Source organism: Serratia plymuthica (assembly GCF_018336935.1).
Taxonomy (GTDB): domain Bacteria; phylum Pseudomonadota; class Gammaproteobacteria; order Enterobacterales; family Enterobacteriaceae; genus Serratia; species Serratia plymuthica_B.
The window spans coordinates 5,017,428-5,044,139 of sequence record NZ_CP068771.1 but is presented as its reverse complement, the minus strand read 5'-3'; the positions used below and the strand labels follow the sequence as shown (position 1 = coordinate 5,044,139).

Genomic DNA, 26,712 nt, shown 5'->3' with positions numbered 1-26,712 from the left:
TGTCATCATGGCCCTGCCACTATCTCGAGCATGTCCCCCCTGCGTCAGGCTCCGCCGCCCTCTCCCCGGTCAACGATTAATATTCAATCAAATAATTAGCAAGAAAAGTAACTTTTTGTGACGCACATCGTGTTACATATGCGCTTCGCTTCAACCACGCCAAAAAAAATGAAAACGCTCAGAAAAAACCTGAGCAAATCACCGATGCCGATGCACAGGTGATGTTGGCAATCAACAACAGGGATAAAAACACATGACTTTCACATTGCGCGCATTGACTCAGGCGGTCGCTTTGGGGCTGGTGATGGGCACCGCCTCTTTCGCTGCCCAGGCTGAAATCACCCTTCTGAAGCAGGATCCGCAGGCAGGCGATCCACTGAGCCGCCTCAACTTTACCGTCGGCGGCAGCATCCGCCCGCAGTTCAACAACATGACCGGCGATGGCGATAAAGGCTCCTATAAACGCAACGGCTTCGACGGCGGTACCCGCTTCCGCTTTGCCGCGGACTACTACCTGTTCGACGACATCAGTTGGATCAGCTACTACGAGCTGGGGGTGAATATCCCTGCCCTGTTCGACTGGGATCACCACTATGCCGACGGCGCCAATAACACCAGCCGCCGCATGCTGTACACCGGCCTGAAAAGCAAAACCTGGGGGCAACTGACCTTTGGCCAGCAAAACAGCGTGTATTACGACGTGGTGGGCGCCAAAACCGATATCTGGGATTACGACATGCTGGCCCAGGCGCCGGGCAACGGCATCAACGGCGACTACGACGGCTCTTACCGTTCGCGCAAAATGCTGAAGTATAAAAACACCTTTGGCGATGCGGACGTCTACGCCTCTTACCTGTTCAGCGATAACGACTATCTGCCAGGCAACGGTCTGCGCTACAAACGCAAAGGCGGCGGCTCGCTGGGCGTGGATTACCACCTGACGCCGGATCTGACCTGGGGCGCCGCGTGGAACTATACCCGCGCCGAGATGCGTAACCCTTCCACCAGCGGCTCGAAAGACTACGATCAGAACATTGTGGGCACCGCGCTGAGCTGGAAGCCGGACAGTTGGACCCTGACCTTTGGCGGCGGTTGGTACAACAACTTCCTGACCACCAAAAAAGCCGACGTTGACAACTACTTCGCCGGCGACGCCTGGGGTATCGAGTATCTGGCCGGTTATACCGTGCCGGTAGGCCAGTATGCGGTGAAATCCGTGATGCCTTACTTTATGGGCGATCGTCTGGAATACGTGAGTGGCCGCAACTATCAGCGTATCGATAACGGCCTGGGCGTTACGGTGCAGTTTGATTACGGTTTCCGCGTCGATGTGGAACACGTGCTGACTTCAAGCACCGATAACCTCGGTGATATGACGCTGGTGCGTCTGCGCTACGATTTCTGATCGGTATAGACGTAAAAAAGGCCGTTTTCACGGCCTTTTTCATTATTATCGGCGTATCAGAACCCGCCGCGCGCCGAGCGCCCCACCGCTTCGCCCAACTGCCACACCGCCATGGCGTAATGGGTGCTGTGGTTGTAACGGGTAATGGCGTAGAAGTTCGGCAACCCGTACCAGTATTGGTAGCTGGTCCCCATATCCAGCCGCAGCAGGCTGGCTTCTTGCTCAGTGCCGAGCGAGCCTTGCGGGGTCAGCCCTGCCGCCGCGAGGGTGTCAAGCGAGTAGCGAGTTTTAAAGCCGTTATCCAGCCCCGGTGCCTGGCCGCTGGCCGGTACCGCCACGGCCTCGCCACTGATCCAGCCATGTTCTTTAAAGTAGTTGGCGACGCTGCCGATCGCATCCACCGGATCCCACAGGTTGATGTGGCCGTCACCGTTGAAATCAACCGCGTAGCTCTTGAACGAAGAAGGCATAAACTGGCCGTAGCCCATGGCGCCGGCAAAGGAGCCGCGCAGATCCAGCGGGTCATCCCCTTCGGCGCGCGACATCAACAGGAAGGTTTCCAGCTCGCCGGCAAAGTAATCGGCGCGGCGCGGATAGTCAAAGGCCAGCGTGGACAAGGCATCGATAATGCGGGTTTTACCCATCACGCGGCCCCAGCGGGTTTCAACGCCGATAATGCCGACAATGATCTCCGGCGGCACGCCGTATACCTGCTGGGCGCGCTGCAGGGCTTCCTGATATTGGTTCCAGAACTGCACGCCGTTTTGCACGTTATCCGGCGTAATGAACTTGTTGCGATAGCGCAACCAGGAACCGTTCGGCACGGACGGCGCCTGAGTGGTTGGGGTCGGCGCTTGACGATCCATCAACCGCAGCACCGAATCCAGCCGTTTTGCCTGGGCCAGTACGTCATGCAATTGCTGACGATCGAATCCGTGTTCCTGCACCATTTTATCGATAAAGCGGGCAGTGTTTGGATTATTGGCAAAATCACCGCCCAACGGCTGGCCGCTATGCGCCGGCGTCAGCAGGAAACCGCCTTTTATGGTGTTAGCCTGAGGAGCTGCTGGGGTAGGCTTCGGCCCGCTGCTACAGGCTGTAAGTAAGGTAAGCAGAGGAAGAAGAGCAACTAAATGACGCATCGGATATCCATATAAGCCAGGCCAGTGATAAGTGAGCATTATGTTAATCCATTGTCCGGTGCGAACAAACTGGATTATGCCGCTCATGGCCGGGCGGGAAGCTAAAAATTCATAAATCGCGATAAGTCACGCAGAAAACCGAAACCACTTAGGGTAAGAAGGCAAGATCCTCAACCTTAACTAAATGAGAAAAATTATCATATTGACTCGGCGTCGAATGCCACTAAAATACGCCCCCCTTGGCTGACAACCCGGCCAGCGCTGATTGCTACAACGGAATGTTACTTTGGACTCCCTCGGACAGATCGCTAAAAACGTCTTTAAACGCCGCATTACGCGTAAAAACTATGTTTTATCCCTGGCTATTTTCGCCATCGGCCTGACATTGCTGTCATTCCTGTCCCCCTATCTGGATAAAAACCTGTTCCGCGCCTATGCGCACAGCGACATCGCCGCGTTTTTTTCGGTGTTTGTCTACCTGCTGTGCATCATGCTGTGGTCGCTGTGTTGGATCGGCCTGACGCTGTGGTTTGTCGCCCGCACCGCATTTCGGCTCAATGACGTCGGCACGCCCGGCTGGCCGCTGGCCTTGGCGCTGTATGCGCTCAGCGTGGTGAATAACTACCACCCCGGCCCGGTTGAACGCTGGCTGATCCTCATCAGCCTGATTGGCGTCCTGTGCGCGCTGGCGTTGCCATCGAAGGCCCGAGCGAGCGAGGCCGAGCAGGCCGGCTAGCGAAACCCGGTACTGGCTATCTGCAGGCCAAGCGGTCACAATGCCGCATACTCCACGCGCCATACAGGAAACATCATGTCTTGCCACTACCCCGCCCATTACGCCTTTGATAACGAAAGCGACGCCTGGCAGATTCATTTTCGCGATTTTCCTGAACAGCAGGCCGCCTGCTATAAACGTGAAGATATCGAACTGGAAGCGCAGGAAAGCCTGCTGATCGCCATCGCTACGGAAATGGAAGAAGGCCGCCCGGTGCCGCCCCCATCCCGCGCCTTGCCGGAAGACCTGGAGATCCACGTACCTGTGCTGGTCAAACTGAAGCTCGAGTTGCATAACATCATGCTGGCCGGCGCGACGTCCAAAGCCGATCTGGCGCGCAAACTGGGCTTTAACGGCGGCCAAATGGATCGTCTGCTGGACGTTGCCTATGCCTCAAAAGTGGAAGCGCTGGAACAGGCTCTTTACCTGCTGGGATATGAGGTGAAGGTCGCGGTAGCAGAGATTCGGCAACAGTAAGAAAAATATTATCGCCGGGGACTAAATGTTCTCCCTTTTTTGCCGATGTGTTCGTTACCGAATCACCAAGAGCAAAAAGTGAAGGCTAAAAATGGAGTGGAGTCGCCGTAATATCTGGACCGTTATTCTGCTGTCGTGCCTTGTCTTCTGGGCCATCCTGCTGACGGGCGCAAACGCCGTCGCCTGATCCCTTTTCATAACATCACAGCAAACATAATTATAAAGCCCGCACCAGCGGGCTATTCCTCTTTTTTCCCGTTAAAAACGTAAATAAAAATCGTTTAAAAACAGTCAGGGCTGAGTAAAAAAGCAGCAAAAAGTGTGATCAAAAACACAGTATTGTAATCAGTCTCGCATTGGGAGTACATTAGCGCCGATCCTGTCGTGGTTCATGCTTTACCTCACGGACTTTGAAGCACGACAACCGGGTAACTCGTGGTCAAGGACGTTGTTCTTCCTGATTGAAGAACCCGCCAATAAACCGCAGGTTATCCACAAAATACTCAGCACAACAATCGGGATCATTGGCTTGCGAGAAACTCCAGATGGGAGTTGTTCAATGAAATATTTTGTTATGGGCGTTTCGTTCATGCTGGTAGCGTGGATTGGCACCTTTATGTTGATGGTTGCATAACCCTCAGCATGACCGGGAACTATAGATAAAGGGGCGCAGAAGCGCCCCTTTGTTGTTTCTGAATGCGGTTATTTGCCGGGCATCATGCGGCGCAAGGTATCATCCTTGCGCAGATAATGATGATACAGCGCCGCCAGCGTGTGAGCGCCGATGATAAAATAGCCGGTATTGGCGAGCGTTTCATGCGCGCTCTTGATAATGCGGCGCAGCGCCGGGTCCGGCGTGACAAACTGCGGCACCTGCCAGCCCAGCAACACCCACTCCTTTCCACCGAAGGCCAGCGTCAGCACTCCCAGCACCGGCAACGCCAAAAACAGCACATAGAGCAGCACGTGGAAAATCTTGGCGCCCCACTCCTGCCATTCTTCCAGCGGCGGCGTGGTAGCCGGTGCGGCATGACGATGACGCAGCCCCAGCCGGATAAACATCAGCAAAAATACCGCCAGGCCAAAGTTAAAATGCAGATTTTTCACCAGTGACGTCATATCATCCGGCACCGAATCCTTCAACAGCATTGCCGCATAGGTCAGGATCACCATCAGCAGCGTCAGCCAGTGTAAAATAATTTGCGATCTCGCGTAGCGGTTGCTCATACACTCTTCCTGATTAATTAAAAAAGATTAACCAAGCATAGTGGGGGAATAATGAAGAAAACCTTAGCGTTGCGAAAAAAACCGGCGCGAATGCGCCGGCCTGAAGTGATTATTTTGCGGCGGGGGGAGTGCTCTTGGCCGGTTTGATCAACCCGTCGGCACGGAACATGGCTTTGATGCCGCGCACCGCCTGACGGATGCGATCCTGATTTTCTATCAGTGCAAAACGCACGTGGGTGTCGCCGTAATCGCCAAAACCAATGCCCGGCGATACGCAGACCTTGGCTTCCGCCAACAGGCGTTTGGCGAACTCCAGCGAGCCGAGATGCGCATAAGGCTCCGGTATTTTGGCCCATACGTACATCGCCGCTTTCGGGTTATCGACCATCCAGCCGGCTTCATGCAACCCTTTCACCAACACATTGCGGCGCTGACGGTACTGCTCTGCGATATCGCGCACGCACTGCTGGTCGCCTTCCAGCGCGGCGATGGCCGCCACCTGCAACGGAGTGAAGGTGCCGTAATCGTGATAGCTCTTGATGCGCGCCAGCGCGCTGACCAGCTCCGCATTACCGACCATAAAACCGATGCGCCAGCCCGCCATGTTGTAGCTTTTCGACAGGGTGAAAAACTCCACCGCGATGTCCTTGGCACCCGGCACCTGCATAATCGACGGCGCTTTCCAGCCGTCATACACGATGTCGGCATAAGCCAGATCGTGGATCACCAGCACGTTGTACTGTTTGGCCAGCGCCACCACCCGCTCGAAGAAATCCAGCTCAACGCATTGGGCGGTCGGGTTGGAAGGGAAGCCGAGGATCATCATTTTCGGACGCGGGATGGTTTCACGAATGGCGCGCTCCAGCTCACCAAAGAAATCCACGCCGTCCACCAGCGGCACCGAACGCACCTGCGCGCCGGCAATCACCGCACCGTAAATATGGATCGGATAACTTGGGTTAGGCACCAATACGGTGTCGCCGTGATCGAGCGTCGCCAGCATTAGGTGCGCCAGCCCTTCTTTCGATCCGATGGTGACAATGGCTTCGCTTTCGGGATCAATCTCCACCTGGTAGCGATCGGCGTACCAGCGTGAAATGGCGCGGCGCAAACGCGGGATGCCGCGCGAGGTAGAATAACCGTGGGTATCGTCACGCTGCGCAACGGCGCAGAGTTTTTCCACAATGTGCGGCGGCGTCGGGCCATCCGGGTTACCCATGCTGAAATCGATAATATCTTCGCCGCGACGGCGAGCAGCCATCTTCAGTTCGGCGGTGATGTTGAATACGTAAGGGGGAAGACGTTCGATACGCGTAAAACGGCGTTGTGGACTGTTATCAGCCATAGATTCCTCGAAGAGACGTTAGCGCCCGGACCGTCCGAGCGACGCTGACCAGCCTTGTGGTCGGATATTGAACATATCGCAGCGGTGACGGGATTGTCGATACCCGCCGCAATATTTTTATTTTTCCGCCTGAAACTCCGCCGCCAACAGCCCGAACATCCAGTCCGCGTGCCATTGCCCGGCCAGGCGGAAATTATCGCGCAATGTGCCTTCCAGCTGAAAACCGCACGACTCCAGCAACCGGCGCGAAGCGATGTTGCCTGCGGTGACGGTGGCCGTCAGCTTGTGGAAGCCGCAGGCGTTGAAGCCAAAATCCAGCACCGCTCGCAGCGACTCCTTGCCGTAGCCCTTGCCATGCCCGGACGGCAAAATGCCGTACCCCACCTCCGCCTGTTGGCAAGGCAGCCACATCGGACGAAAACCCGTGATGCCTACCGCCTCGCCTCCGGCCTTTTCACGCATCACCAGGCACAACCATTGCTCCCCATGCTTATCCCAGGCCGGCAGCCGCGTCTCAAAGCGCGTGCGTATTTCCGCTTCGGTCAACGGATCGGCGATATAGCGAATCACTTCAGGGTCCTGATACAAACGTAAAAACAGCGGCCAATCGTCGGCGGTTATCGACTGCAGGGTCAAACGCTCAGTGAGCAATTTCATTGCGCTAATCTCCGAAAAACGAAAATAGGGAAGTTACGAATGAAAGCCATCCCTTTATTTTCCTCTATTAAATCCAGATAATCGTTAACGTCAAAACAACAAAACCATAACGTCTTACCCAGTCCTCTACAACCGTCCATCGTTGCCCACGGGCAGCGTGAGGAGAACACCATGGCATCATTACTCATTGACGACATCCCTACCGCCATCAAAACCGTAAAACGGCAGTTGCGTCAGGCCCTGCCAAACTACCGCGAGGTATTTCTGGCGCTGGAAGACCACATTCGCCGACAGGTCGAACAAATCCGCCGGGAGTTGGCCGCCGGCAAAAATCCGGTGCCGCAAATCGATGCGGAGGATATTTTGCAGCAGCGGGTCAGCGAGCAGCAAAAGGCGTTGATCAAACAGCGCGGCGCCTGCGCTATCCGCGGCGTGTTCCCCCGTAGCAAGGCCGAAGCCTGGAACCGGGAAATCGGCAACTATCTCGATCGCAACAACTTCGTCGAACGCCTGAAAAATGCCGCCGAAGACAACTACTTCGGCAAACTGGCCGCCGGCAAACCGCAAATTTACGGTATTTACTGGTCAAAACCGCAGGTGGAAGCCCGTCAGGACGCGCGCATGCACGCCGTGCAGGTGTTTCTCAACAGCCTGTGGGAAACCGAAAGCAACGGCAAACAGCATTTTGACCCGACCCGGGTCGCCACCTATGCCGATCGCACCCGTCGTCGCCCGCCGAACTCGTCTTCGCTGGGCCTGTCGCCGCACGTGGACAGCGGCACCATTGAACGCTGGCTGGATGAAAATTTCCGCTATGTTTACCGCCACGTGTTCTCCGGCGACTGGCAAGCTTACGACCCGTTCGCCGCCGATGGCCGCACCGAAGTGCGCGAAATCGCTTCGCCGGCCGTCTGCTCAATGTTCCGTACCTTCCAGGGCTGGACGGCGCTGACGCCGCAACGCACCAACGCCGGCACGCTGAACCTGGTGCCGATAGCCAACGCCATGGCCTACGTTCTGTTGCGCGCATTGCAAGATGACGTCGCCGAAGACGATTTGTGCGATGCCGCCCCAGGGCGCGCGCTGTCAATCTCGGAAAAATGGCATCCCCTTTTAATCAGTGGGATTTCCCCTATTCCCGATCTGGAACCGGGCGACACGGTGTTCTGGCACTGCGACGTGATTCACGCGGTGGAAAACGAGCATAACGGCGAGTTCGACAGCAACGTGATGTACATCGCCGCGGCGCCGGGTTGCGAGAAAAACGATGCCTATCTGCAACGCCAACTGCCCAGTTTTATCGCCGGCAAAACGCCGCCGGATTTCGCGCCCGACGATTTCGAAGTGGATTTCAACGGCCGCGCCACCCTCGATCTGCTGACGCCACTCGGCAAGGAGCAGCTCGGCATTAAATAACCCCGAGTCCCGTGGCACGCCGCCCGGCCGCCACGGGGCCACTGCGCTGTGGTATACTCCCACGTATCTGTCCGCCGCAGCGAGAGCCCGTCGTGCACCCTTTTTTTGAAATGCTGTTAGCGGTGTTTGATCGCGCCGCACTGATGTTAATCTGCCTGTTTTTCCTCACCCGTACCCGGTTGTTCCGCCAACTGCTGCAAAAAGAGGACCACACGCCGCTTGAGCTGGGCATGGTCACGGCGATCTTCTCGCTGTTCGCGCTGTTCAGCACCTATTCCGGCATCAACGTCGAAGGTTCGCTGGTCAATGTGCGGGTCATTGCCATTATGGCCGGCGGCATTCTGTTCGGCCCCTGGGTGGGTATCATCACCGGCATCATCGCCGGGGTGCACCGCTACCTGATCGATATCGATGGCATCACCTCCGTTCCCTGCCTGATCACCAGCATCATTGCCGGCATCGGCGCCGGTTATATCAATCTTAAAGTGAAAAAAGAGCAGCGCTGGCGCGCCGGCATCCTCGGCGGCATGCTGTGCGAGTCCCTGACCATGCTGCTGATCGTGCTGTGGGCCAAGCCGACCGCATTGGGGCTGGATATCGTCTCCAAGATTGCGCTGCCGATGATCCTCGGTACTGTGTGTATCGGCCTGATTGTGCTGCTGGTGCAAAGCGTAGAAGACGAAAAAGAAGTGATCGCCGCCCGGCAGGCCAAGCTCGCGCTGGATATCGCCCGTAAAACCCTGCCCTACTTTCGCAATATCAACAGCGAAACCCTGGCGACCATCTGCGACATCATCCGCCAGGATATCAAGGCCGACGCGGTGGCGATCACCGATACTCACCGGGTGATGGCCTATGTCGGCGTGGGGGAAGAGGCTTACCCGATCGGCCGCGAAGGCTTGAGCCGCGTGACCCGCGAAAGCATCCGCCACGGCAAGATCGTCATCAAAAACAACCTGGAAAACCCGGCCACGCCGCAAATTCACTCGCAACTGGTGATCCCGCTGTGGGAAAAAGGCGAAGTGACCGGCGCGCTGAAAATTTACTACTGCCATGCCCATCAGATCACCAATACGCTAAAGGTCATGGCGGTGGGCCTGTCGCAGATTATCTCCACCCAAATGGAGGTCTCGCGCATTGAGCACCTGCGCCAGATGGCGGACAAAGCGGAAATGCGCGCGTTGCAGAGCAAGATCAACCCGCACTTCCTGTTCAATGCCCTGAACGCCATTTCTTCGTCGATCCGCCTCAATCCGGACACCGCGCGCCAGCTGATTATCAATCTGTCACGCTACCTGCGCTACAACCTGGAGCTGAACGACGAACTGATCGATATCCGCAAGGAACTGCACCAAATCCAGGATTATATCGCTATCGAACAGGCGCGATTCGGTGCCAAACTGACGGTAATTTACGACATCGACGACGATATCTCGGTGCGTATTCCCAGCCTGTTGATCCAACCGCTGGTGGAGAATGCCATCGTACACGGCATTCAGCCGTGCAAAGGCAAAGGCGTGGTAGTGATTGCGGTGAAGGACCAGGGCGATCGGGTCAAGATTTCGGTAAAAGACACCGGTAACGGCATCAATCAGGAGGTCATCGACCGGGTGGCGCGCAACGAAATGCCGGGCCACAATATCGGCCTGTTGAACGTGCATCACCGGGTGTCGCTGCTGTATGGCGAAGGGTTGCGCATCCGTCGGCTGGAGCCGGGTACCGAAATCGCCTTTTACATCAGCAAAAACGGCGGCAAACTGCAGATGGAAAACAGCGCACTGCCGGCCGGGGAGCCATCATGAAAGCCATTATCGTTGAAGACGAGTTCCTCGCCCAGGAGGAGCTCAGTTACCTGATCAAAAAGCACAGCAACATCGTTATCGAAGCCACCTTCGACGACGGGCTGGACGTGCTGAAATACCTGCAGAATCATCAGGTCGACGCCATTTTTCTCGATATCAACATTCCGTCGCTGGACGGCGTGCTGCTGGCGCAGAACATCAGCAAGTTCGCGCACCGGCCTTCGATTATTTTCATCACCGCCTATAAAGAACATGCGGTGGAAGCGTTCGAAATCGAAGCGTTTGACTACATCCTCAAGCCCTATCACGAAGCGCGCATCGTCACCATGTTGCAAAAACTGGAGGCGCTGCATAACCGGCCCGCTAACGCCCCGGAACAAGCCAGCGCGCCAAACCGCAGCAGCCACAGCATTAACCTGATCAAAGACGAGCGAATTATCGTCACCGATATCAACGACATCTATTATGCCGCCGCCGATGAGAAAGTGACGCGGGTCTATACCCGCCGCGAAGAGTTTGTGATGTCGATGAACCTCACCGAATTTTACGGCCGCCTGCCGGAAGAGCATTTCTTCCGCTGCCACCGGTCTTACTGCGTTAACCTGTCGAAAATCCGCGAGATCGTGCCCTGGTTCAACAACACCTATATTCTGCGGCTGAGCGACCTGGAGTTTGAAGTGCCGGTCAGCCGCAGCAAGGTGAAAGAGTTCCGCAAATTAATGCGTTTATAAGCGCGCGTTACCAGCGCGGCCCGGGGCCGTAGTAATACCCCGGCGGTGGCGGTGGCGGCATGCGATGATAATGCGGGCGATCGCGCCATTCGTGTCGCGGCTCCTCGTAATAGATCACGCGTGGCGGCGGCCCGTAGTAATACTCGCGAGGGCGCTCATAGACGCGGTGTTCAGACCACCAGCGCGGATCGCGCCAACGGCCGCCGTCCCAGTAATGGCCACGATCGTCACGGTCGCCAATGTGCAATGAAATACCCGGCACGTTCACGCCAATGGATACGTCCGCCTGGCTGACCAACGGCAACGACAGCAGCGCGGCCAACAACAACAGTGTTTTTTTCATCTCATGACTCCTGCAGAGCGGAACCTGTCCGTTCACCGATAACATAGACTCCCCGCTATCGCCGCTCTATAGGAATAATGCCCATTTACCCATTCCAGACGTTTCCTTCACAATTTGAGCACAATCCCGGACGCCTGGCCGACAATAAATCGTGGCTATCTTTGATGTAGATCACGTGGCGCCGGCGGCATTTCATCCCCTTTTAACCGCTAAAACGGCAACTCATGCGCCACCGGATGCATTTCATTCCTTCCTCCGTGCAACTCATTCCCGATCTGCCGCCGAGTGGTATTACCAGCTTTATAATATGCCCATACCGCGGGACCGCAGAGGTTCTCCGCAAATTTCCGCCAACGGCTGACCGCCCGGCAACGCACACACAGAGAAGGAGACCGGCCATGAACACCAAACCGGCAAATCGCAGCTTAATCGTTCTGGGCACCATCATCTGCCAGATGGGGCTCGGCACTATCTATACCTGGAGCCTGTTCAACCAGCCGCTGGTCGACAAATTCCATTGGGGCCTCGGCGACGTCGCTACCACCTTCTCCATCACCAGTTTCTTCCTGGCCTTCGCCACGCTGTTTGCCGGCAAACTGCAGGAACGCTTCGGCATCCGCAATCTGACGCTGTGCTCGGGCATTCTGGTCGGTCTGGGCCTGATCGCCAGCGCCCACGTCAGCTCATTGGATATGATCTATCTGTTGGCCGGCGTCGTGGTTGGGTTCGCGGTGGGTATCGCCTACATCTCCACCCTGTCCAACCTGATCAAGTGGTTCCCGGCCAATAAAGGGCTGATCTCCGGCATCTCGGTGGGCGCATTCGGCAGCGGCAGCCTGCTGTTCAAATACGTTAACGCCGCGCTGATTGCCGACGTCGGCGTGTCCGCCGCCTTCTTCTACTGGGGAGCTATTGTGATGGCGCTGATTGTGCTGGGTTCGCTGCTGTTGAAAGAACCGGTGCTGGCCAGCCAGTCTGCGCAGCAAAAGGCCGGCACCTTGGGTAACGACTTCAGCGTGCGCCAGATGTTGGCGACCAAAGAAGCCTACCTGCTGTTCATCATTTTCTTCGCCGCCTGCATGAGTGGCCTGTATCTGATTGGCATCGTGAAGGACATGGGCGTACAACTGGCCGGGATGGATTTAGCCACCGCCGCCAACACCGTTTCCGCCGTAGCGATTTTCAACACCGCAGGCCGCATCATTCTGGGTACGCTGTCGGATAAAGTGGGCCGCATGCGCGTCATCAGCTTCACCATGCTGGTTACCGTGCTGGCGATTGTGTCGCTGAGCTTCCTCACCCTGAACCATACGCTGTTCTTTATCTGCGTCGGCGCGGTCGCCTTCTGCTTCGGTGGCAACATCACCGTGTTCCCGGCGATTGTCGGCGACTTCTTCGGCCTGAAAAACCACAGCAAAAACTACGGCATCATCTATCAGGGCTTCGGTCTGGGCGCGCTGGCCGGCTCGTTCGTCGCCAAATACTTCGGCGGCTTCCATGCCACATTCATGGTCATTGGCGTGCTCTCCATCGCTTCCCTGCTGATCACCCTGTTCATCAAGGCGCCAAAAGCGGTCGAACGGGAAGAAGACAGCCGCGAGCCGGCAGACCTGGTCAAAGCCTGATTTTCAAATGGCAAAAAGGGGCGCAACCCATTGGGTTGCGCCCCTTTTTTTATCGCCGATATGGGTTACAAATGCATGCCCAACGTCTGGCGCAGGTGGGCGCCCGCCCCCAACAGGCCCGGTTGTGCATGGGTGATCATAAAGACCGGGATCTCATGCACGTAATCCTTGAAACGCCCTTTGTCTTCAAACGCCGCGCGAAAACCCGATGCCTTGAAGAACTCCATAAAGCGCGGCACGATGCCGCCGGCGATATAAACGCCGCCGAACGTGCCGAGATTCAACGCCAGATTGCCGCCAAAGCGCCCTAAAATAACGCAGAACAGCGACAAGGCACGGCGGCAGTCAATGCAGCTGTCGGCCAGCGCGCGCTCGGTGATGTCCTTTGGCTCGAGCTTTTCCGGCAGGCGTTGATCGGATTTGACGATAGCGCGGTAAAGATTGACCAACCCCGGGCCGGACAGCACGCGCTCGGCGGACACGTGCCCCACTTCGGCCCGCAGCACCTCCAGAATGCTATCTTCCTCTTCGCTGTTCGGCGCAAAATCAACGTGGCCGCCTTCCCCCGGCAAGCTCACCCAGCGGCGGTTAACGTGTACCAGATGCGCCACCCCCAGGCCGGTGCCGGCGCCGTACACCGCAATAGGTTTGTCTTTCTGCGCGCTGCCGCCGCCGAACTGCAACACATCGTCTGGCGACAACATCGGGATCGCCATCGAGACGGCGGTAAAGTCGTTGATCACTTCCAGATGGCTGAGCCCCAGATTGGCCTGCATCTCTTTGATCGAGAACGCCCAGGTGTGGTTGGTCATCGCCACCCAGTCTTCGGTGACCGGGCAGGCAATCGCGATGCAGGCGTCCTGCACCTGGATATCCTGCTCCTTCAGATATTGGCGGATCACCGCCTCCAGGCTGTCAAACTCCAGGCCGGAATAGGTTTTTGCCTGGGTAATTTCACCCGTCGCCACAGTGCACAGCGCCAGGCGGGCATTCGTCCCGCCAACATCACCTACGAGGGCATAGGTCATCAGTATCTTCTCCGCAAAATGAATAATAGAAAGCTGTCCACACTGTAAAATCCCGCCGCAAAAACAACAATCACCATCCTTCGCGCTGCCATCCATTAGCGATCCAGATCACAAAAAACGTTTCAGCTCGGCGGTTTTGCCGCTGTTTGAAACAAATTGCGGCAAAAAAACGTGCCGTGGCGGCTGTTAACCGTCATAACAGAGAGGCACTATTAATCAGCCGGCGCCCTTTTGCCTGTCGGTCATTGCTTCGCACGCCGGCGTCCGTGTTTGTCCGGCAAACAGAGGCACAAGCCCAATCACCCATCCTCCCTGCCACTCAGGGGGGCATTGACAAGGGATCCTTGCATGCTGCACCCGCGCGCCAATACCATGTTGGCTTTCGCCCTGCCCGCTCTCGTTATCGGTTCAGCCTCAAGCCTGGTGCTTATTCTGGTGATGAAGTTCGCCGACGCGCTGCAACAGCTGCTTTGGGTGAATATGCCCGCAACCTTGAATATCGATTCCCATTCGCCCTGGTGGCTGCTCAGCATCCTGACGCTGGCCGGTATCGCCGTCGGGCTGATTATCCGTTACATGCCCGGTCACGCAGGGCCGGATCCGGCTACCGAATCGCTGATCGGCATGCCGTTGCCACTTTCTGCCGTGCCCGGCCTCGGGCTGGCGTTAATCATTGGTCTGGCGGGCGGCGTCAGCCTGGGGCCGGAAAACCCCATCACTGCCATCAATATTTCGCTGGTAGTCGCTGTAGGTTCGCGGCTGTTGCCGAGAGTACCGCGCATGGACTGGATTATTCTCGCCGCCGCCGGCACCATCGGCGCGCTGTTCGGCACTCCGGTTGCCGCCGCGCTGATCTTTTCGCAAACCTTGGCCGGCAATAACGACGTGCCGCTGTGGGATCGGTTGTTTGCCCCGCTGATGGCGGCGGCGGCCGGCGCGGTGACCACTCAGCTGTTTTTCACGCCGAACTTCGCGCTGCAAATTGACGCCTATGCCGCCACCCGGCTGACGGATATTTTCAGTGGCTCCATCGTCGCCCTGATCGCCATCGTGCTGGGTATGGTGGCGCTGTGGAGTTTCCCTCATCTCCACCGCCTGTTCCATTCGCTGAAAAACCCGGTGCTGATGCTGGGGTTGGGCGGCTTTGCGCTCGGGGTGCTGGCGCTAATCGGCGGGGAGATCACGCTATTTAAGGGATTGGATGAAATGAAGCGACTGGCCGTCGGAGAAGACTTCTCGGTCACGGAGCTGCTGCTGATTACGCTGACCAAGCTGGCGGCGTTGGTGATTGCCGCCGCCAGCGGTTTTCGTGGCGGGCGTATCTTCCCGGCGGTGTTTGTCGGCGTGGCGCTGGGCCTGATGCTGCATCAGCACGTCCCGGCGGTGCCGGAGGCCATCACCGTCTCCTGCGCCATTATGGGGCTGGTGCTGGTGGTCACGCGTGACGGCTGGCTCAGCCTGTTTATGGCCGTCGCGGTGGTGCCGGAGCTGCACCTGCTGCCGGTGCTGTGCATTGTAATGCTGCCCGCCTGGCTGGTACTTGCGGGTAAACCCTTGATGCTGGTGGGTAAACGCCAACCGCCGCACGACGATTAGGCCAGCGCGTATTCCGCGGCGGCGCGCGCATGGATAGCGGTGGTGTCGAACACCGGCACCGAAGCATCCTGCGCGCTGACCAGCAGGCCAATCTCGGTACAACCGAAAATAATGCCCTGCGCGCCCTGCTGTTCCAGGTCACCGATGATGCGGCGATACTCATCGCGCGATGCGTCGCGGATTTTCCCCAGACACAGCTCGTCATAAATAATGCGATGCACGATACCGCGATCGGCCGCCGTAGGCGTCACCACCTCGATGCCGTGCCGCTCTTGCAACCGCCCGCGATAAAAATCCTGCTCCATGGTAAAACGCGTGCCGAGCAGCCCGATGCGGCGGATCCCCTGTTGGCGCACCTGCAACGCCGTGGCGTCGGCGATGTGGATCAGGGGCAGGCCGCTGGCCTGTTCAACCGCATCCGCCACTTTGTGCATGGTGTTGGTGCAGATCACGATGGCCTCCGCGCCTGCGGCTCGCAACGAGGTCGCGGCGGCGGCCAGCAGACGCCCGGCGCCGTCCCAATCCCCCTGATGCTGCAGGCGTTCAATCTCGTGAAAATCGACGCTGTAGAGGACGATCTTGGCCGAATGCAGCCCGCCAAGACGCGTTTTCACCTGTTCATTGATCATGCGGTAATAAGGGAGGGTTGATTCCCAGCTCATGCCGCCCAACAGACCCAACACTTTCATCGTTTTTCCCCGCTTGGTTGCCGTATGTGTCTCTCTCCGACACTACCGGAGAATCGCGGTGATGACGATGCCTTATTTCGCCCCGGAACTGGCCGGTTGGCGCGCTTCGAACCAGCGTTGACGCAGCGTGTCGTACACCCAGTTATAAATCATGGTGTACGGCAGGAAGAACAGGAAGAAGCCGATCTCCAGCATGAAGGCTTGCGCGAAGGAAATATTCAGCATCCAGGCGGCAATCGGCACGCCGATCAGGATAAACCCGGCCTCAAAGCCCAGGGCGTGAAGCCCCCGCACCTTGAGATTGCGCACCACGCGGCCCACCGGCCACAGGCGGTCAAACACCGTGTTATAAATCATGTTCCATACCATGGCGACGCTCGACAACATCACCGCCAACGCACCGACCTGCACCATCGAACGGTTGAGCAACCAGGCGCCCAGCGGGGCGCAAATCATCACGGCAATGGCCTCAAAACCGACGGCATGGACGATACGTTCTATAAAAGACTTGTTTTGCAGTTGCATACATCACCTGTTTTTACCCTGTGGATTGATAGGGGCGCAGCAGGCCGCCCGCATTAATCGGCGTTGATTTATTCATCTCCAACTAAAGCCAGGTGATTATCATCGATTTTTTGGGTAGATTAAAAATAGGTTACATCGATAAAGTAGATACATCATGCGCTATTCACCCGAAGCCCTGCAGGCATTTGTCGAAGCCGCCGCCCTCGGCTCTTTTTCTGCCGCCGCGCGCAAGCTGCGCAAAAGCCAATCGACCATCAGCACCGCCATCGCCAATCTGGAGGCCGATCTCGGCTTGATCTTGTTCGATCGTCAGGGGCGACAGCCGGTATTGACCGCCGCCGGCCGTAAAGTGCTCGGCCATGTGCAGGAGATCCTCGCCGCCGGCGAACGGCTTGACGCACTGAGCATACGCCTGGCGGACAAGACAGAGCCCCGGCTAACTATCGTATTTTCCGATACCTACCAGCCGAATCACCACGACAGGTTGATGTTGCACTTTGAGCGGCGCTATCAGGATATTGAACTGGAATGCATGATTGCTGAGGACGGCGACGTGATCGATCTGCTGCAAAGCGGCCGCGCGCACCTTGGCATGGTAGAAGTACAGCCCGGTTATCCGCCGGATATCGCCTTTGCGCGGCTGCCGGAACAGACTGAAATGGGGCTGTTCGTCGCCCGCTCGCATCCTCTGGCGCACACGGCCTCGCCAACGCATGAGCAGTTGTCCAGCACCCGCCAGCTGTATTTGAATACTTACACCGGCGCAAGCGCGGCGCGCCCTCAGGGGTTGGTATGGTCCGCGCCGAGCTATCTGATGCTGCTGGAAATGGCGGAACAAGGTTTTGGCTGGGCCGCTTTGCCGCACTGGCTGGTGAAACAGTATGGCCGCGACAAATTAACCGAGCTGAAGCCGCGCGGTTGGCCGAAACTGATCTCCGTGGATGCGGTATGGTCTAAGCTCACCCCGCCGGGGCCGGCGGGGTATTGGTTGCTTGAGCGCTTGCTGGAGAGCGCAGAGGATCAGGCCGCCGCATTGCGTGATTGAATGGCGCGCGAAATGATATCCAGCAATTCGGGGATGTCCATCTTCGGCAATACGACTTCCACGAAGGCCAACTGCTGGCTGTCACCCACTTCGCGCAACGCCTGGCGCAGTTGCTCCGGTTCGGTGACCCGCAGCGTTTTCACCTGATGCTCGCCGGCCAGCGCCTGCGGCAGCTGCGTCCAGTTCCACTGGGCGATGTCGTTGTAGCGCTGTTCCGGCCCGTGGATCGCTCGTTCGACGGTGTATCCCTCATTATTCAGCAGGAAGATCACCGGTTTCAGCCCGTCGCGCAGCATCGAGCCAATCTCCTGCGCGGTGAGTTGCGCGGCTCCGTCGCCGATCAAAAGCAGCACCCGGCGATCCGGCTCCGCCGTCTGCACGCCAAACGCCGCCGGCAGGGTGTAGCCGATAGACCCCCACAGCGACTGAACGATAAACCGGCAGCCCTGCGGCAGGTTCAACGCCGCAGCGCCAAAACAGGCGGTGCCCTGCTCGGCGATCACCATGTCGCCCGGCCGCAAGAAGTCCTGGATCTGTTGCCAGAAACCGTGCTGATCCAGGCCGCTGCCGTTCGGCGCCGGCAATTCCGGCCTTGTGATCGCCGGCAACTGCCATTGCAACGCCAGTGGCAGCGTCAACTGATGCAGGGCTTTTACCGCATCATGCATCGGGATCTGGCTGAATACCTGCTGCCCGACCCGCGCCTCAAAAGGTTGAATATCGATACACTTCTCCGCCGGCAAGTGATGGCTGAAGCCGGCGGTAATGGTATCGGTAAAACGCACGCCGACGTTAATCACCACATCGGCGTTCTCAATCAGCTGCTTCACCTGCGGATCGCTGGCCGCACCGGCGTAGGTGCCGGTAAAGCAGGCATGGGTTTCATCAAAGACGCTTTTTCCGAGCAGCAGCGTCGAATGCGGCATATCGACCTCATTCATCCACTGTTCCAGCACCCTTTCGGCGCCGAAGCGTTCAGCGAGAAAATCTGCCAGCAGAGAAACCCGTCGCGCCGGCAACAGCATTTCCCGCGCTGCAGCGATAAACGCCTGCAACGACGCCTGTGAAAGATGGGCCTGTCTCAGCATCAGCGGCGCCGGCCGTGACGCCAGTGGCGCCTCCGCCACGTCGCTCGGCAACATCAGGTAAACCGGGCGGCGTTCAAACAGCGCGGTGGTCAGCAGGCGATCGATTTCCGCCTCGGCGTTGGCGGCGGTGAGGCTGGCCTGGGCGACAGTCACTTCTTTGGCCATGCGGGCAAAGTGGCCAAAATCCCCATCCCCCAGCGAGTGGTGCAGTAAATCGCCGGCCCGCTGCGCGCGCAGCGCCGGTGCGCCAACCACGTGGATCACCGGTAAATATTCGGCGTAGCTGCCGGCAATACCATTTACCGCGCTCAGTTCGCCCACGCCAAAGGTGGTCAGCAAGGCGGCTGCCGGTTTGCAGCGTGCATAACCGTCCGCGGCATAGGCGGCATTGAGTTCGTTGGCGCACCCCACCCAGGCGATCTGCGGGTGAGCAATCACGTGGTCGAGAAACTGCAGGTTATAGTCTCCGGGCACGCCAAAGAAGTGCCGGATGCCGATCTGGGCTAAACGATCGAGTAGGTAATCGGCCACCGTATAGCTTTTACTCATGATCATCACCTGCCGAAGGCTGAGATTGTTAGTTTTAAGTATCAAATATGTTGCTTAAATGTCGAGTTTTGTATTTAAAAAGCGGATGGCAACCCTGCGTTACATCTACGCACCCGCCGCAAGCATTCACCCGCCTGACAGGCGGCATTTAAAAAGTTGACGGTGATTTAGCGTGATCCTGAGCTCTGACAATGGGTGTGAAAACGCATACACTAAAACTCACTCTCACCTCTGCCGAAAAGGGTTTGTATGCTTTACCAGGCTGATTCTTCGCGTTATCAACATATGGAATATCGCCGCTGCGGACGCAGCGGGCTGAAATTGCCCGCGGTTTCGCTCGGCTTATGGCACAACTTTGGCGACACCGCCTTGTATGACAATGCGCGCAAGCTCATTCATTGCGCGTTAGATCACGGCATCACCCACTTCGATCTGGCCAATAACTATGGCCCGCCCCCCGGCTCCGCCGAGGAAAACTTTGGCCGCATCCTCAGCGCAGACCTGAAACCCTGGCGCGATGAGCTGATCATCTCCTCGAAGGCCGGTTACACCATGTGGCCTGGCCCTTACGGCGACTGGGGTTCGAAAAAGTATCTGGTCGCCAGCCTGAACCAAAGCCTGCAACGCATGGGGCTGGAATATGTGGATATCTTCTATCACCATCGCCCGGATCCGGATACGCCGCTGGAGGAAACCATGGGCGCGCTGGATCTGCTGGTACGCCAGGGCAAGGCGCTGTATGTCGGGCTGTCCAACTATCCGGCCGACCGAGCGCGCCAGGCGTTCGAGATTCTGCAACGGCTCGGCACGCCTTGCGTGATCCATCAGCCGAAATACTCTCTGTTCGAGCGCTGGGTTGAGCCGGAGTTGCTGGATACGCTCGAAGAACATGGCGTCGGCTCCATTGCATTCTCCCCGCTGGCCGGCGGCCTGCTGACCGATCGTTACCTGCTCGGCATTCCGCAAGATTCACGCGCAGCCAGCGGCAGCCAGTTCCTGCAACCCAATCAGCTCACCGAGGAAAAACTGGAAAAGGTGCGCCAGCTTAACGCTCTGGCGCAACAGCGCGGACAGAAACTGTCGCAGATGGCGCTGGCCTGGGTATTGCGCGGCGATCGCGTGACTTCGGTGCTGATTGGCGCCAGCAAGACCAGCCAGATTGAAGATGCCGTCGGCATGCTGGCTAACCGTACCTTCAGCAGCGACGAAATCGCCCAAATCGAACGGATATTAATGTAATCGATTACAATTATCGCCGGGCGCATGGCCGGCGATAACCTTTGCAGCGCCAGACAAATCTTAAATCCTCATCCCGTCGCCGCTTTTCAGAATCCCACTAAGATTCAACCCTATCCGCAGGCGCTAATATACCAATATTGCAGTAAAAAAATTATAAGGCCGTTTTATAAACTGATGAACGCGCTTCGTTATTATAAAGCTGGCCAACCCGCTGCGGCGGAAAGGAGAAACCATGTTTAAACCTCTGTTATTGGCCGCTCTGTTGGTGGCGTCTACGGTACCCGCCATCCAGCAGGCGCATGCGGAAGGCCTCAGTATCAATCTGATGCCGGGCGTATCATTGCGCATTGGCGAAGAAGACAATCGCGGTCGTTATTGGGACGGCTACGACTGGCGCGACCGCGACTGGTGGCAAGGCCATCAGGGCCGCTACCTGGGCGATCGCAGCCGTCGGGGCTATTACTGGGATGGTTATCGCTGGCGCGATAACGATTACTGGCGCAAAAATTATTACTATCATGATGGCCGCTATCGCAAATTCGATAAGCATTATTACAAGCATCATGATAAAGACCACTGGAAGGATCGACGCCACGATGACGATCGCGGTCGTCGCCATCATGGCCATGATGATTAATAGCAAAAGATCGGCGTAACGCCGTAATGCCAGCCAGCTAAGCCTGACTGGCATTTTTTATCCCCTCTCGGTGCGTCTCGTGCAGGTTGCAAGGGACCCCGCCCTGGGCCCCTTGCTCGGTTGAGGTGCGTGGGCCTCAGGGTACATCTCACTTTTATCGACCGAAAACGTCCCCCCACCGGCAGAAAAACGCTAACTGACCAGCAGATAACCATTCAGGCCGACGACCACCAACACAATCAGCTTGCCCAGCGTCTGTATGCTGCGGCTGTTCACCATCTCCCCCATCAGCTCCCGGTTGCCGGTAAAGGCGAGCAGCGGCACCAGCGCCAATGCAATGCCGAAGCTCAGCAGCACCTGGCTCAACACCAGAATGCGCGTGGCATCCATCCCCAGCATAATGACGATAAACGACGGCAGCATAGTGACCACCCGGCGCACCCACAGCGGAATGTAAAAGCGTACAAATCCCTGCATCACCACCTGCCCTGCCAGCGTCCCCACGACGGTGGAAGACAGACCGGCGGCCACCAGGCTCAGCCCGAAGAGCGTCGCCGCCGCCTGGCCCAGCACCGGTTGCAGTGTCAGATAGGCCAGATCAAGATCGGCCACGCCGCTGTGCCCACTAAAATGGAAGGTGGCGGCGGCGGTTGCCATCATTGCCAGGTTAACAAAACCGGCGATGGTCATGGCGATGGCGACATCGACCTTGGTGGACGCATACCGATCCGCCTTTGAATTCTCGCCGACAGCCTGGGTTAAGGATGAATGCAAATAAATCACGTGCGGCATGATGGTCGCGCCCAGCACGCCGGCAGCCAGATATACCGCATCGCCATTCGGCAGATCCGGGATCGCCATGCCTTTTAACAGCGGGCCAAGTTGCGGCTGGGAAAACGCCAGTTCCACCATATAGGCAGCGGCAACAAACAGCAGCAGCCCGCCGATCGCCATCTCCAGCGGTTTTTGACCGCGTTTTTGCAGCGTCAGGATCAGAAAAGTGGCGATCCCCGTCAGGATGGCGCCCTCAAGCAGCGTAACGCCCAACAGCAGTTTGAAACCGATCGCCGCGCCGATAAACTCCGCCAGATCGGTGGCCATCGCAATAATTTCCGCCTGCACCCAATAAGCCCATACGGCCGGGCGCGGAAAGCGATCGCGGATGTGCTCCGCCAGGTTTTTGCCCGTGGCGATACCGAGTTTGGCGGAGAGCAGTTGGATAAGCATGGCCATAACGTTGGCCCAGACCACGACCCACAGCAGGCTATAACCCAAAGAGGCACCGGACTGGATGTTGGTGGCGAAATTGCCGGGATCGATATAACCGATGGCCGCGATAAATGCGGGCCCCATCAGCGACAGTTTGATTTTTCTGGATGGGCGACGGGTGTTCTCAACCACGCGACTGTTTGGCATACCCTGAACCCTTACGTCTGATAAACTAAGGGTTATCTTATTTAAATGATAATAATTATCAAGCGCATTTATAACGGTAAAACTTATCTCTGCAATCGGGGATAACTCAGGTTTTAACGAAGGGTGTAACGTGCAGATTACGCTTTTCGGCCCTCTGCCAAGCCATATTCCAGACGAAATACGCCTGCTAATCAAATTAGCACAAGAATAGGAATTTCGTATGGATTCAGTAACATCTTGATTTTTTGTGGCTTATTATAATAATTTAGGATGTTTCCCACTGCGATTTTCCATATTTGCAATGGACCTCTCGTTTTTAAACGTGGCGTTACATAAAATGACATCCGAAATTCAGCCTGCCTCAAATTTGGAGCAAACATGTCCCATATTGCGCACTTTGCGTTAGCGTTGGTGGTGGTTGCGATCTTGGCACTGTTAGTGTGCCGCGACCGTAAAAACATCCGCATTCGCTACGTTATTCAACTGTTGGTTATTGAAGTACTGCTGGCCTATTTTTTCCTGCATTCGGAAGCGGGTTTAGGCTTTGTAAAAGGATTCGCGGCGCTGTTCGACAAGCTGCTCGGGTTTGCTGGGCAAGGGACTGATTTTGTATTCGGCGGTATGGGTGATAAAGGTCTGGCCTTCTTCTTCCTGAAGGTACTGTGCCCGATCGTCTTCATCTCTGCGCTGATCGGTATTCTGCAATACATCAAAGTGTTGCCGTTTATCATCCGGATTATTGGTACCGTGCTGTCAAAAGTAAACGGTATGGGCAAGCTGGAGTCGTTTAACGCCGTCAGCTCGTTGATCCTGGGCCAGTCTGAAAACTTCATTGCCTATAAAGATATCCTGGGCAAGATGTCGGAAAAACGCATGTACACCATGGCGGCAACCGCGATGTCTACGGTTTCCATGTCGATCGTGGGTGCTTACATGACCATGCTGGACGCCAAGTTTGTGGTTGCGGCGCTGGTACTGAACATGTTCAGCACCTTTATCGTGCTGTCATTGGTCAACCCGTATGACACCAGTAAAGAAGAAGAACTGCATCTGGGCAATCTGCACGAAGGCCAGAGCTTCTTCGAAATGCTGGGTGAATACATTCTGGCGGGTTTCAAAGTAGCTATTATCGTTGCCGCCATGCTGATCGGCTTTATTGCCCTGATCGCTGCGCTCAACGGCCTGTTCAGCGCCATCTTCGGCCTGAGCTTCCAGGAAATTCTGGGCTACTTCTTCTATCCATTCGCCTGGATTATGGGGATTCCTAAACACGAAGCCTTGCAGGTGGGCAGCATCATGGCGACCAAACTGGTCTCCAATGAGTTCGTGGCCATGATGGAGCTGCAGAAAGTCTCTGCCGAGCTGTCGCCACGCAGCCTGGGCATTCTGTCGGTGTTCCTGGTTTCCTTCGCCAACTTCTCTTCCATCGGTATTGTGGCCGGTGCGATTAAAGGGCTGAATGAGAATCAGGGCAACGTAGTGTCCCGCTTTGGTCTGAAGCTGGTTTACGGTTCCACGCTGGTCAGCCTCCTGTCTGCGTCCATCGCGGGCCTGGTTCTGGGCTAAGCCGAAACGGCAACAACGAAAAGGTCGCTTCGGCGGCCTTTTTTATTGCCCACAGTTTAGAAAACAGGAAAGACAGAAAGCCGACCCGGAGGTCGGCTTTTTAAATGGTGGTGGAGCTAGACGGGATCGAACCGTCGACCTCTTGCATGCCATGCAAGCGCTCTCCCAGCTGAGCTATAGCCCCACAAAAGTGGTACGCTTTGACCGGCGTTACGGTATTCCCCAACCCTTCTGAGATAAAGGTTGGTGGAGCTAGACGGGATCGAACCGTCGACCTCTTGCATGCCATGCAAGCGCTCTCCCAGCTGAGCTATAGCCCCAATCCACAAACACAAAATCCTGTGAACGGGGCGCATAATATGAAACCCCCGAAACACTGTCAACGGCTAAATTGAATTACTCGATCAAGCGCTGAAAAAGCCGCCAAATCAGCGCGTTTAGCGCTAAAAAATCGCCATTGCGGATAAAAATCAGCCAGGCATAAAAAAAGCCCTGCGGATCGCTCCACAAGGCTTTATCTGTTATCGCGTCATCTTGCCGCCGGCTAACCGCCTGGCGGCATGGGGCAAATCTATCAGGCCTGAGCTTCGCGCCCGGCGATGTAAGCCAGCGCCAGGTCGATACGCTGCAAAGAACGCGCCTGGCCGATAGCGTGCACGGTCACATCCATACCCGGTGACTGACCGGCGCCGGTCACCGCTACGCGCAGCGGCATGCCAACCTTGCCCATGCCCACGCCCAGCTCATCAGCGGTGCCCTGAATCGCGTCATGCACGTTCTCCGGCGTCCAGGCACTGATAGCGGCCAGTTTGGCGCGTACCGCCTCCAGCGGCTGGCGTGCCACCGGGCGCAGGTGCTTCTTGGCAGCGTCAGCGTCGAATTCGCTGAAGTCTTCATAGAAGTAACGGCAGGACTCGGCCATTTCCTTCAGCGTCTTGCAACGCTCGCCCAGCAGTTTGACGATATCTTTCAGCTCAGGGCCGTTGCGAGTCTCAATGCCAAGCTGCTCAACGTGCCACGCCAGATACACCGCAACTTCTTCCGCCGGCATATGGTTAATGTAATGGTGATTCAGCCACTGCAACTTCTCGGTATTGAAAGCGCTGGCGGATTTGTTGATCGCTTCCAGGGTGAAGAACTCTTTCATCTCATCAATAGAGAAGATTTCCTGGTCGCCGTGGGACCAACCCAGGCGCACCAAATAGTTCAGCAGCGCCTGCGGCAGGTAGCCGTCATCGCGGTACTGCATCACGCCCACCGCGCCGTGGCGTTTTGACAGCTTTTTGCCGTCGTCGCCCAGGATCATGGAGACATGCGCATATTCCGGCACCGGCGCACCCAGCGCTTTCAGAATGTTGATCTGGCGAGGGGTGTTGTTGATGTGGTCTTCGCCGCGGATCACGTGGCTGATTTCCATATCCCAGTCGTCCACCACCACGCAGAAGTTATAGGTTGGCGAACCGTCGGTACGGCGGATGATCAGATCGTCCAGCTCCTGGTTGCTGAATTCGATCGGGCCGCGGATCTTGTCATCGAAGATAACCGAACCTTCCTGCGGGTTACGGAAACGCACCACGCACGGCTCGTCATCGGTATGGCTGTCCTGGCTGTCGCGGCAGTGGCCGTCGTAACGCGGTTTTTCACCGTTTTCCATCTGCGTTTCACGCAGCGCTTCCAGACGTTCCTTCGAGCAATAGCATTTATAGGCGGTATCCTGCACCAGCATGTCGTCAATCACCGCGTTATAACGGTCAAAACGCTTGGTCTGGAAGTACGGACCTTCGTTCCAATCCAGGTTCAACCAATTCATGCCATCCATAATTGCGTCGATAGCGTCCTGCGAGGAACGTTCCAGATCGGTATCTTCGATACGCAGAACGAACTCACCGCCCGAATGGCGGCTGAACAACCAGGAGTAAAGCGCAGTACGGGCGCCACCGACGTGAAGATAGCCGGTTGGGCTCGGTGCAAAACGGGTTTTGATTTTCATTGGTTTCACTGCCTTATTACGCAATGCGGGTCGACGGTTGCCGACGATTGCTCGGAATTGAAAAAAGTGGGCAACATTGTACCACCCCCCGCTAATTCCTCAACGCCGACACGATATTGCCGCACCGGTTTTCGTTATCGCTGCGGCGCATTTCGCATAACAATGTGCAAAGAATCATCGTTGGCGGTGATAAATATCGCATCCTGTTTAAATTTGCGGCGAACGATTGAAATCATTTTAAAAACCGTTGACTCACTTTCAACTATCCCTATAATGCGACTCCAACAAGACGGGGCGATTAGCTCAGTTGGTAGAGCATCTCCTTTACACGGAGGGGGTCGGCGGTTCGAGCCCGTCATCGCCCACCATCTTGTTGAGCAGTAAAGCAGTAAGAAATGA

24 protein-coding genes and 3 tRNA genes are annotated in these 26,712 nt (G+C 56.7%); 14 read left to right on the top strand and 13 right to left on the bottom strand.

Features of this window, described 5'->3' with window-relative positions:
- The first annotated feature begins 253 nt into the window (after positions 1 to 253).
- The gene (locus tag JK621_RS23415) at positions 254 to 1,405 is read left to right on the top strand and encodes a porin (RefSeq protein ID WP_212557858.1); all 1,152 of its coding nucleotides are present in this window, start codon (positions 254 to 256) and stop codon (positions 1,403 to 1,405) included.
- 56 nt (positions 1,406 to 1,461) lie between these two features.
- Here the strand turns inward: JK621_RS23415 and mltB are convergent, their stop codons facing one another.
- Positions 1,462 to 2,547, bottom strand: coding sequence for a lytic murein transglycosylase B (mltB, locus tag JK621_RS23410; protein ID WP_212557857.1), 1,086 nt, complete (start codon positions 2,545 to 2,547; stop codon positions 1,462 to 1,464).
- 286 nt (positions 2,548 to 2,833) lie between these two features.
- Between mltB and JK621_RS23405 the strand changes: the two genes are divergently transcribed.
- The 3 genes from JK621_RS23405 to ypdK all read left to right on the top strand — a co-directional run bounded on the left by JK621_RS23405 (position 2,834) and on the right by ypdK (position 4,433).
- Positions 2,834 to 3,283, top strand: coding sequence for a DUF805 domain-containing protein (locus JK621_RS23405; RefSeq protein WP_212557856.1), 450 nt, complete (start codon positions 2,834 to 2,836; stop codon positions 3,281 to 3,283).
- Between the two features lie 75 nt (positions 3,284 to 3,358).
- Entirely contained in the window at positions 3,359 to 3,799 is a 441-nt protein-coding gene (locus JK621_RS23400; RefSeq protein ID WP_212557855.1) for a hypothetical protein, read from the top strand.
- A 559-nt stretch (positions 3,800 to 4,358) separates the two neighbouring features.
- Positions 4,359 to 4,433 carry a membrane protein YpdK gene (ypdK, locus tag JK621_RS23395; protein ID WP_086012885.1) on the top strand — a complete coding sequence of 25 codons (75 nt, stop codon included), beginning with the start codon at positions 4,359 to 4,361 and terminating at the stop codon, positions 4,431 to 4,433.
- Positions 4,434 to 4,501: 68 nt separating this feature from the next.
- Here ypdK and JK621_RS23390 read toward each other — a convergent pair whose 3' ends face one another.
- From JK621_RS23390 to JK621_RS23380, 3 genes are all read right to left on the bottom strand, one after another.
- The gene (locus tag JK621_RS23390; protein ID WP_212557854.1) at positions 4,502 to 5,026 is read right to left on the bottom strand and encodes a cytochrome b; all 525 of its coding nucleotides are present in this window, start codon (positions 5,024 to 5,026) and stop codon (positions 4,502 to 4,504) included.
- 109 nt (positions 5,027 to 5,135) lie between these two features.
- A complete protein-coding gene (gene alaC, locus JK621_RS23385) occupies positions 5,136 to 6,371 on the bottom strand; it encodes an alanine transaminase (protein WP_212557853.1) in 1,236 nt (411 codons plus the stop codon).
- A gap of 117 nt (positions 6,372 to 6,488) precedes the next feature.
- Complete coding sequence (locus JK621_RS23380; RefSeq protein WP_212557852.1) at positions 6,489 to 7,028, bottom strand: GNAT family N-acetyltransferase; 540 nt, start codon at positions 7,026 to 7,028, stop codon at positions 6,489 to 6,491.
- A 171-nt stretch (positions 7,029 to 7,199) separates the two neighbouring features.
- Between JK621_RS23380 and JK621_RS23375 the strand changes: the two genes are divergently transcribed.
- The 3 genes from JK621_RS23375 to JK621_RS23365 all read left to right on the top strand — a co-directional run bounded on the left by JK621_RS23375 (position 7,200) and on the right by JK621_RS23365 (position 10,977).
- Positions 7,200 to 8,444 (top strand): DUF1479 domain-containing protein, encoded by a 1,245-nt coding sequence (locus tag JK621_RS23375; protein WP_212557851.1) that lies wholly within the window; start codon positions 7,200 to 7,202, stop codon positions 8,442 to 8,444.
- A 110-nt stretch (positions 8,445 to 8,554) separates the two neighbouring features.
- Positions 8,555 to 10,246: a sensor histidine kinase gene (locus JK621_RS23370; protein ID WP_283249360.1), complete on the top strand. Its 1,692-nt coding sequence runs from the start codon at positions 8,555 to 8,557 to the stop codon at positions 10,244 to 10,246.
- Complete coding sequence (locus JK621_RS23365; protein WP_013813970.1) at positions 10,243 to 10,977, top strand: LytR/AlgR family response regulator transcription factor; 735 nt, start codon at positions 10,243 to 10,245, stop codon at positions 10,975 to 10,977. The genes JK621_RS23370 and JK621_RS23365 overlap by 4 nt, the downstream gene beginning before the upstream one ends.
- Before the next feature lie 7 nt (positions 10,978 to 10,984).
- Here JK621_RS23365 and JK621_RS23360 read toward each other — a convergent pair whose 3' ends face one another.
- Entirely contained in the window at positions 10,985 to 11,320 is a 336-nt protein-coding gene (locus tag JK621_RS23360; protein ID WP_212557849.1) for a DUF2502 domain-containing protein, read from the bottom strand.
- A gap of 398 nt (positions 11,321 to 11,718) precedes the next feature.
- Between JK621_RS23360 and JK621_RS23355 the strand changes: the two genes are divergently transcribed.
- Positions 11,719 to 12,945 (top strand): L-lactate MFS transporter, encoded by a 1,227-nt coding sequence (locus tag JK621_RS23355; protein ID WP_212557848.1) that lies wholly within the window; start codon positions 11,719 to 11,721, stop codon positions 12,943 to 12,945.
- A gap of 65 nt (positions 12,946 to 13,010) precedes the next feature.
- Here the strand turns inward: JK621_RS23355 and glk are convergent, their stop codons facing one another.
- Complete coding sequence (glk, locus tag JK621_RS23350; RefSeq protein ID WP_349305402.1) at positions 13,011 to 13,976, bottom strand: glucokinase; 966 nt, start codon at positions 13,974 to 13,976, stop codon at positions 13,011 to 13,013.
- A gap of 345 nt (positions 13,977 to 14,321) precedes the next feature.
- On the opposite strand from glk, the gene JK621_RS23345 reads away from it, so the two are divergent.
- Positions 14,322 to 15,569 carry an ion channel protein gene (locus JK621_RS23345; protein WP_212557846.1) on the top strand — a complete coding sequence of 416 codons (1,248 nt, stop codon included), beginning with the start codon at positions 14,322 to 14,324 and terminating at the stop codon, positions 15,567 to 15,569.
- Here JK621_RS23345 and JK621_RS23340 read toward each other — a convergent pair.
- Both JK621_RS23340 and JK621_RS23335 read right to left on the bottom strand, forming a co-directional pair.
- Entirely contained in the window at positions 15,566 to 16,258 is a 693-nt protein-coding gene (locus JK621_RS23340) for an aspartate/glutamate racemase family protein (protein ID WP_212557845.1), read from the bottom strand. The two genes, JK621_RS23345 and JK621_RS23340, sit on opposite strands and share 4 nt — an antisense overlap.
- 72 nt (positions 16,259 to 16,330) lie before the next feature.
- Positions 16,331 to 16,783 (bottom strand): multidrug/biocide efflux PACE transporter, encoded by a 453-nt coding sequence (locus JK621_RS23335; RefSeq protein WP_212557844.1) that lies wholly within the window; start codon positions 16,781 to 16,783, stop codon positions 16,331 to 16,333.
- Positions 16,784 to 16,937: 154 nt separating this feature from the next.
- Between JK621_RS23335 and JK621_RS23330 the strand changes: the two genes are divergently transcribed.
- Complete coding sequence (locus JK621_RS23330) at positions 16,938 to 17,828, top strand: LysR family transcriptional regulator (RefSeq protein WP_212557843.1); 891 nt, start codon at positions 16,938 to 16,940, stop codon at positions 17,826 to 17,828.
- Here JK621_RS23330 and JK621_RS23325 read toward each other — a convergent pair.
- Positions 17,804 to 19,465, bottom strand: a complete 1,662-nt coding sequence (locus JK621_RS23325) for an alpha-keto acid decarboxylase family protein (RefSeq protein WP_212557842.1) — start codon at positions 19,463 to 19,465, stop codon at positions 17,804 to 17,806. The two genes, JK621_RS23330 and JK621_RS23325, sit on opposite strands and share 25 nt — an antisense overlap.
- A gap of 249 nt (positions 19,466 to 19,714) precedes the next feature.
- Between JK621_RS23325 and mgrA the strand changes: the two genes are divergently transcribed.
- Both mgrA and JK621_RS23315 read left to right on the top strand, forming a co-directional pair.
- A complete protein-coding gene (gene mgrA / locus JK621_RS23320) occupies positions 19,715 to 20,704 on the top strand; it encodes an L-glyceraldehyde 3-phosphate reductase (RefSeq protein ID WP_212557841.1) in 990 nt (329 codons plus the stop codon).
- A 232-nt stretch (positions 20,705 to 20,936) separates the two neighbouring features.
- Entirely contained in the window at positions 20,937 to 21,341 is a 405-nt protein-coding gene (locus JK621_RS23315) for a DUF2502 domain-containing protein (protein ID WP_212557840.1), read from the top strand.
- 192 nt (positions 21,342 to 21,533) lie between these two features.
- Here the strand turns inward: JK621_RS23315 and JK621_RS23310 are convergent, their stop codons facing one another.
- Positions 21,534 to 22,757 carry an Nramp family divalent metal transporter gene (locus JK621_RS23310; protein WP_212557839.1) on the bottom strand — a complete coding sequence of 408 codons (1,224 nt, stop codon included), beginning with the start codon at positions 22,755 to 22,757 and terminating at the stop codon, positions 21,534 to 21,536.
- A 378-nt stretch (positions 22,758 to 23,135) separates the two neighbouring features.
- Here JK621_RS23310 and JK621_RS23305 point away from each other — a divergent pair, with 378 nt between their 5' ends.
- Positions 23,136 to 24,323, top strand: a complete 1,188-nt coding sequence (locus JK621_RS23305) for a NupC/NupG family nucleoside CNT transporter (RefSeq protein WP_126484329.1) — start codon at positions 23,136 to 23,138, stop codon at positions 24,321 to 24,323.
- A gap of 108 nt (positions 24,324 to 24,431) precedes the next feature.
- On the opposite strand, the gene JK621_RS23300 is transcribed toward JK621_RS23305, so the two are convergent.
- From JK621_RS23300 to gltX, 3 genes are all read right to left on the bottom strand, one after another.
- Positions 24,432 to 24,507 (bottom strand) — tRNA-Ala (locus JK621_RS23300).
- A 60-nt stretch (positions 24,508 to 24,567) separates the two neighbouring features.
- Positions 24,568 to 24,643 (bottom strand) — tRNA-Ala (locus tag JK621_RS23295).
- A 254-nt stretch (positions 24,644 to 24,897) separates the two neighbouring features.
- Complete coding sequence (gene gltX / locus JK621_RS23290) at positions 24,898 to 26,313, bottom strand: glutamate--tRNA ligase (protein WP_212557838.1); 1,416 nt, start codon at positions 26,311 to 26,313, stop codon at positions 24,898 to 24,900.
- 292 nt (positions 26,314 to 26,605) lie between these two features.
- Here gltX and JK621_RS23285 point away from each other — a divergent pair.
- Positions 26,606 to 26,681, top strand: a tRNA-Val gene (locus tag JK621_RS23285).
- Positions 26,682 to 26,712 lie beyond the last annotated feature (31 nt).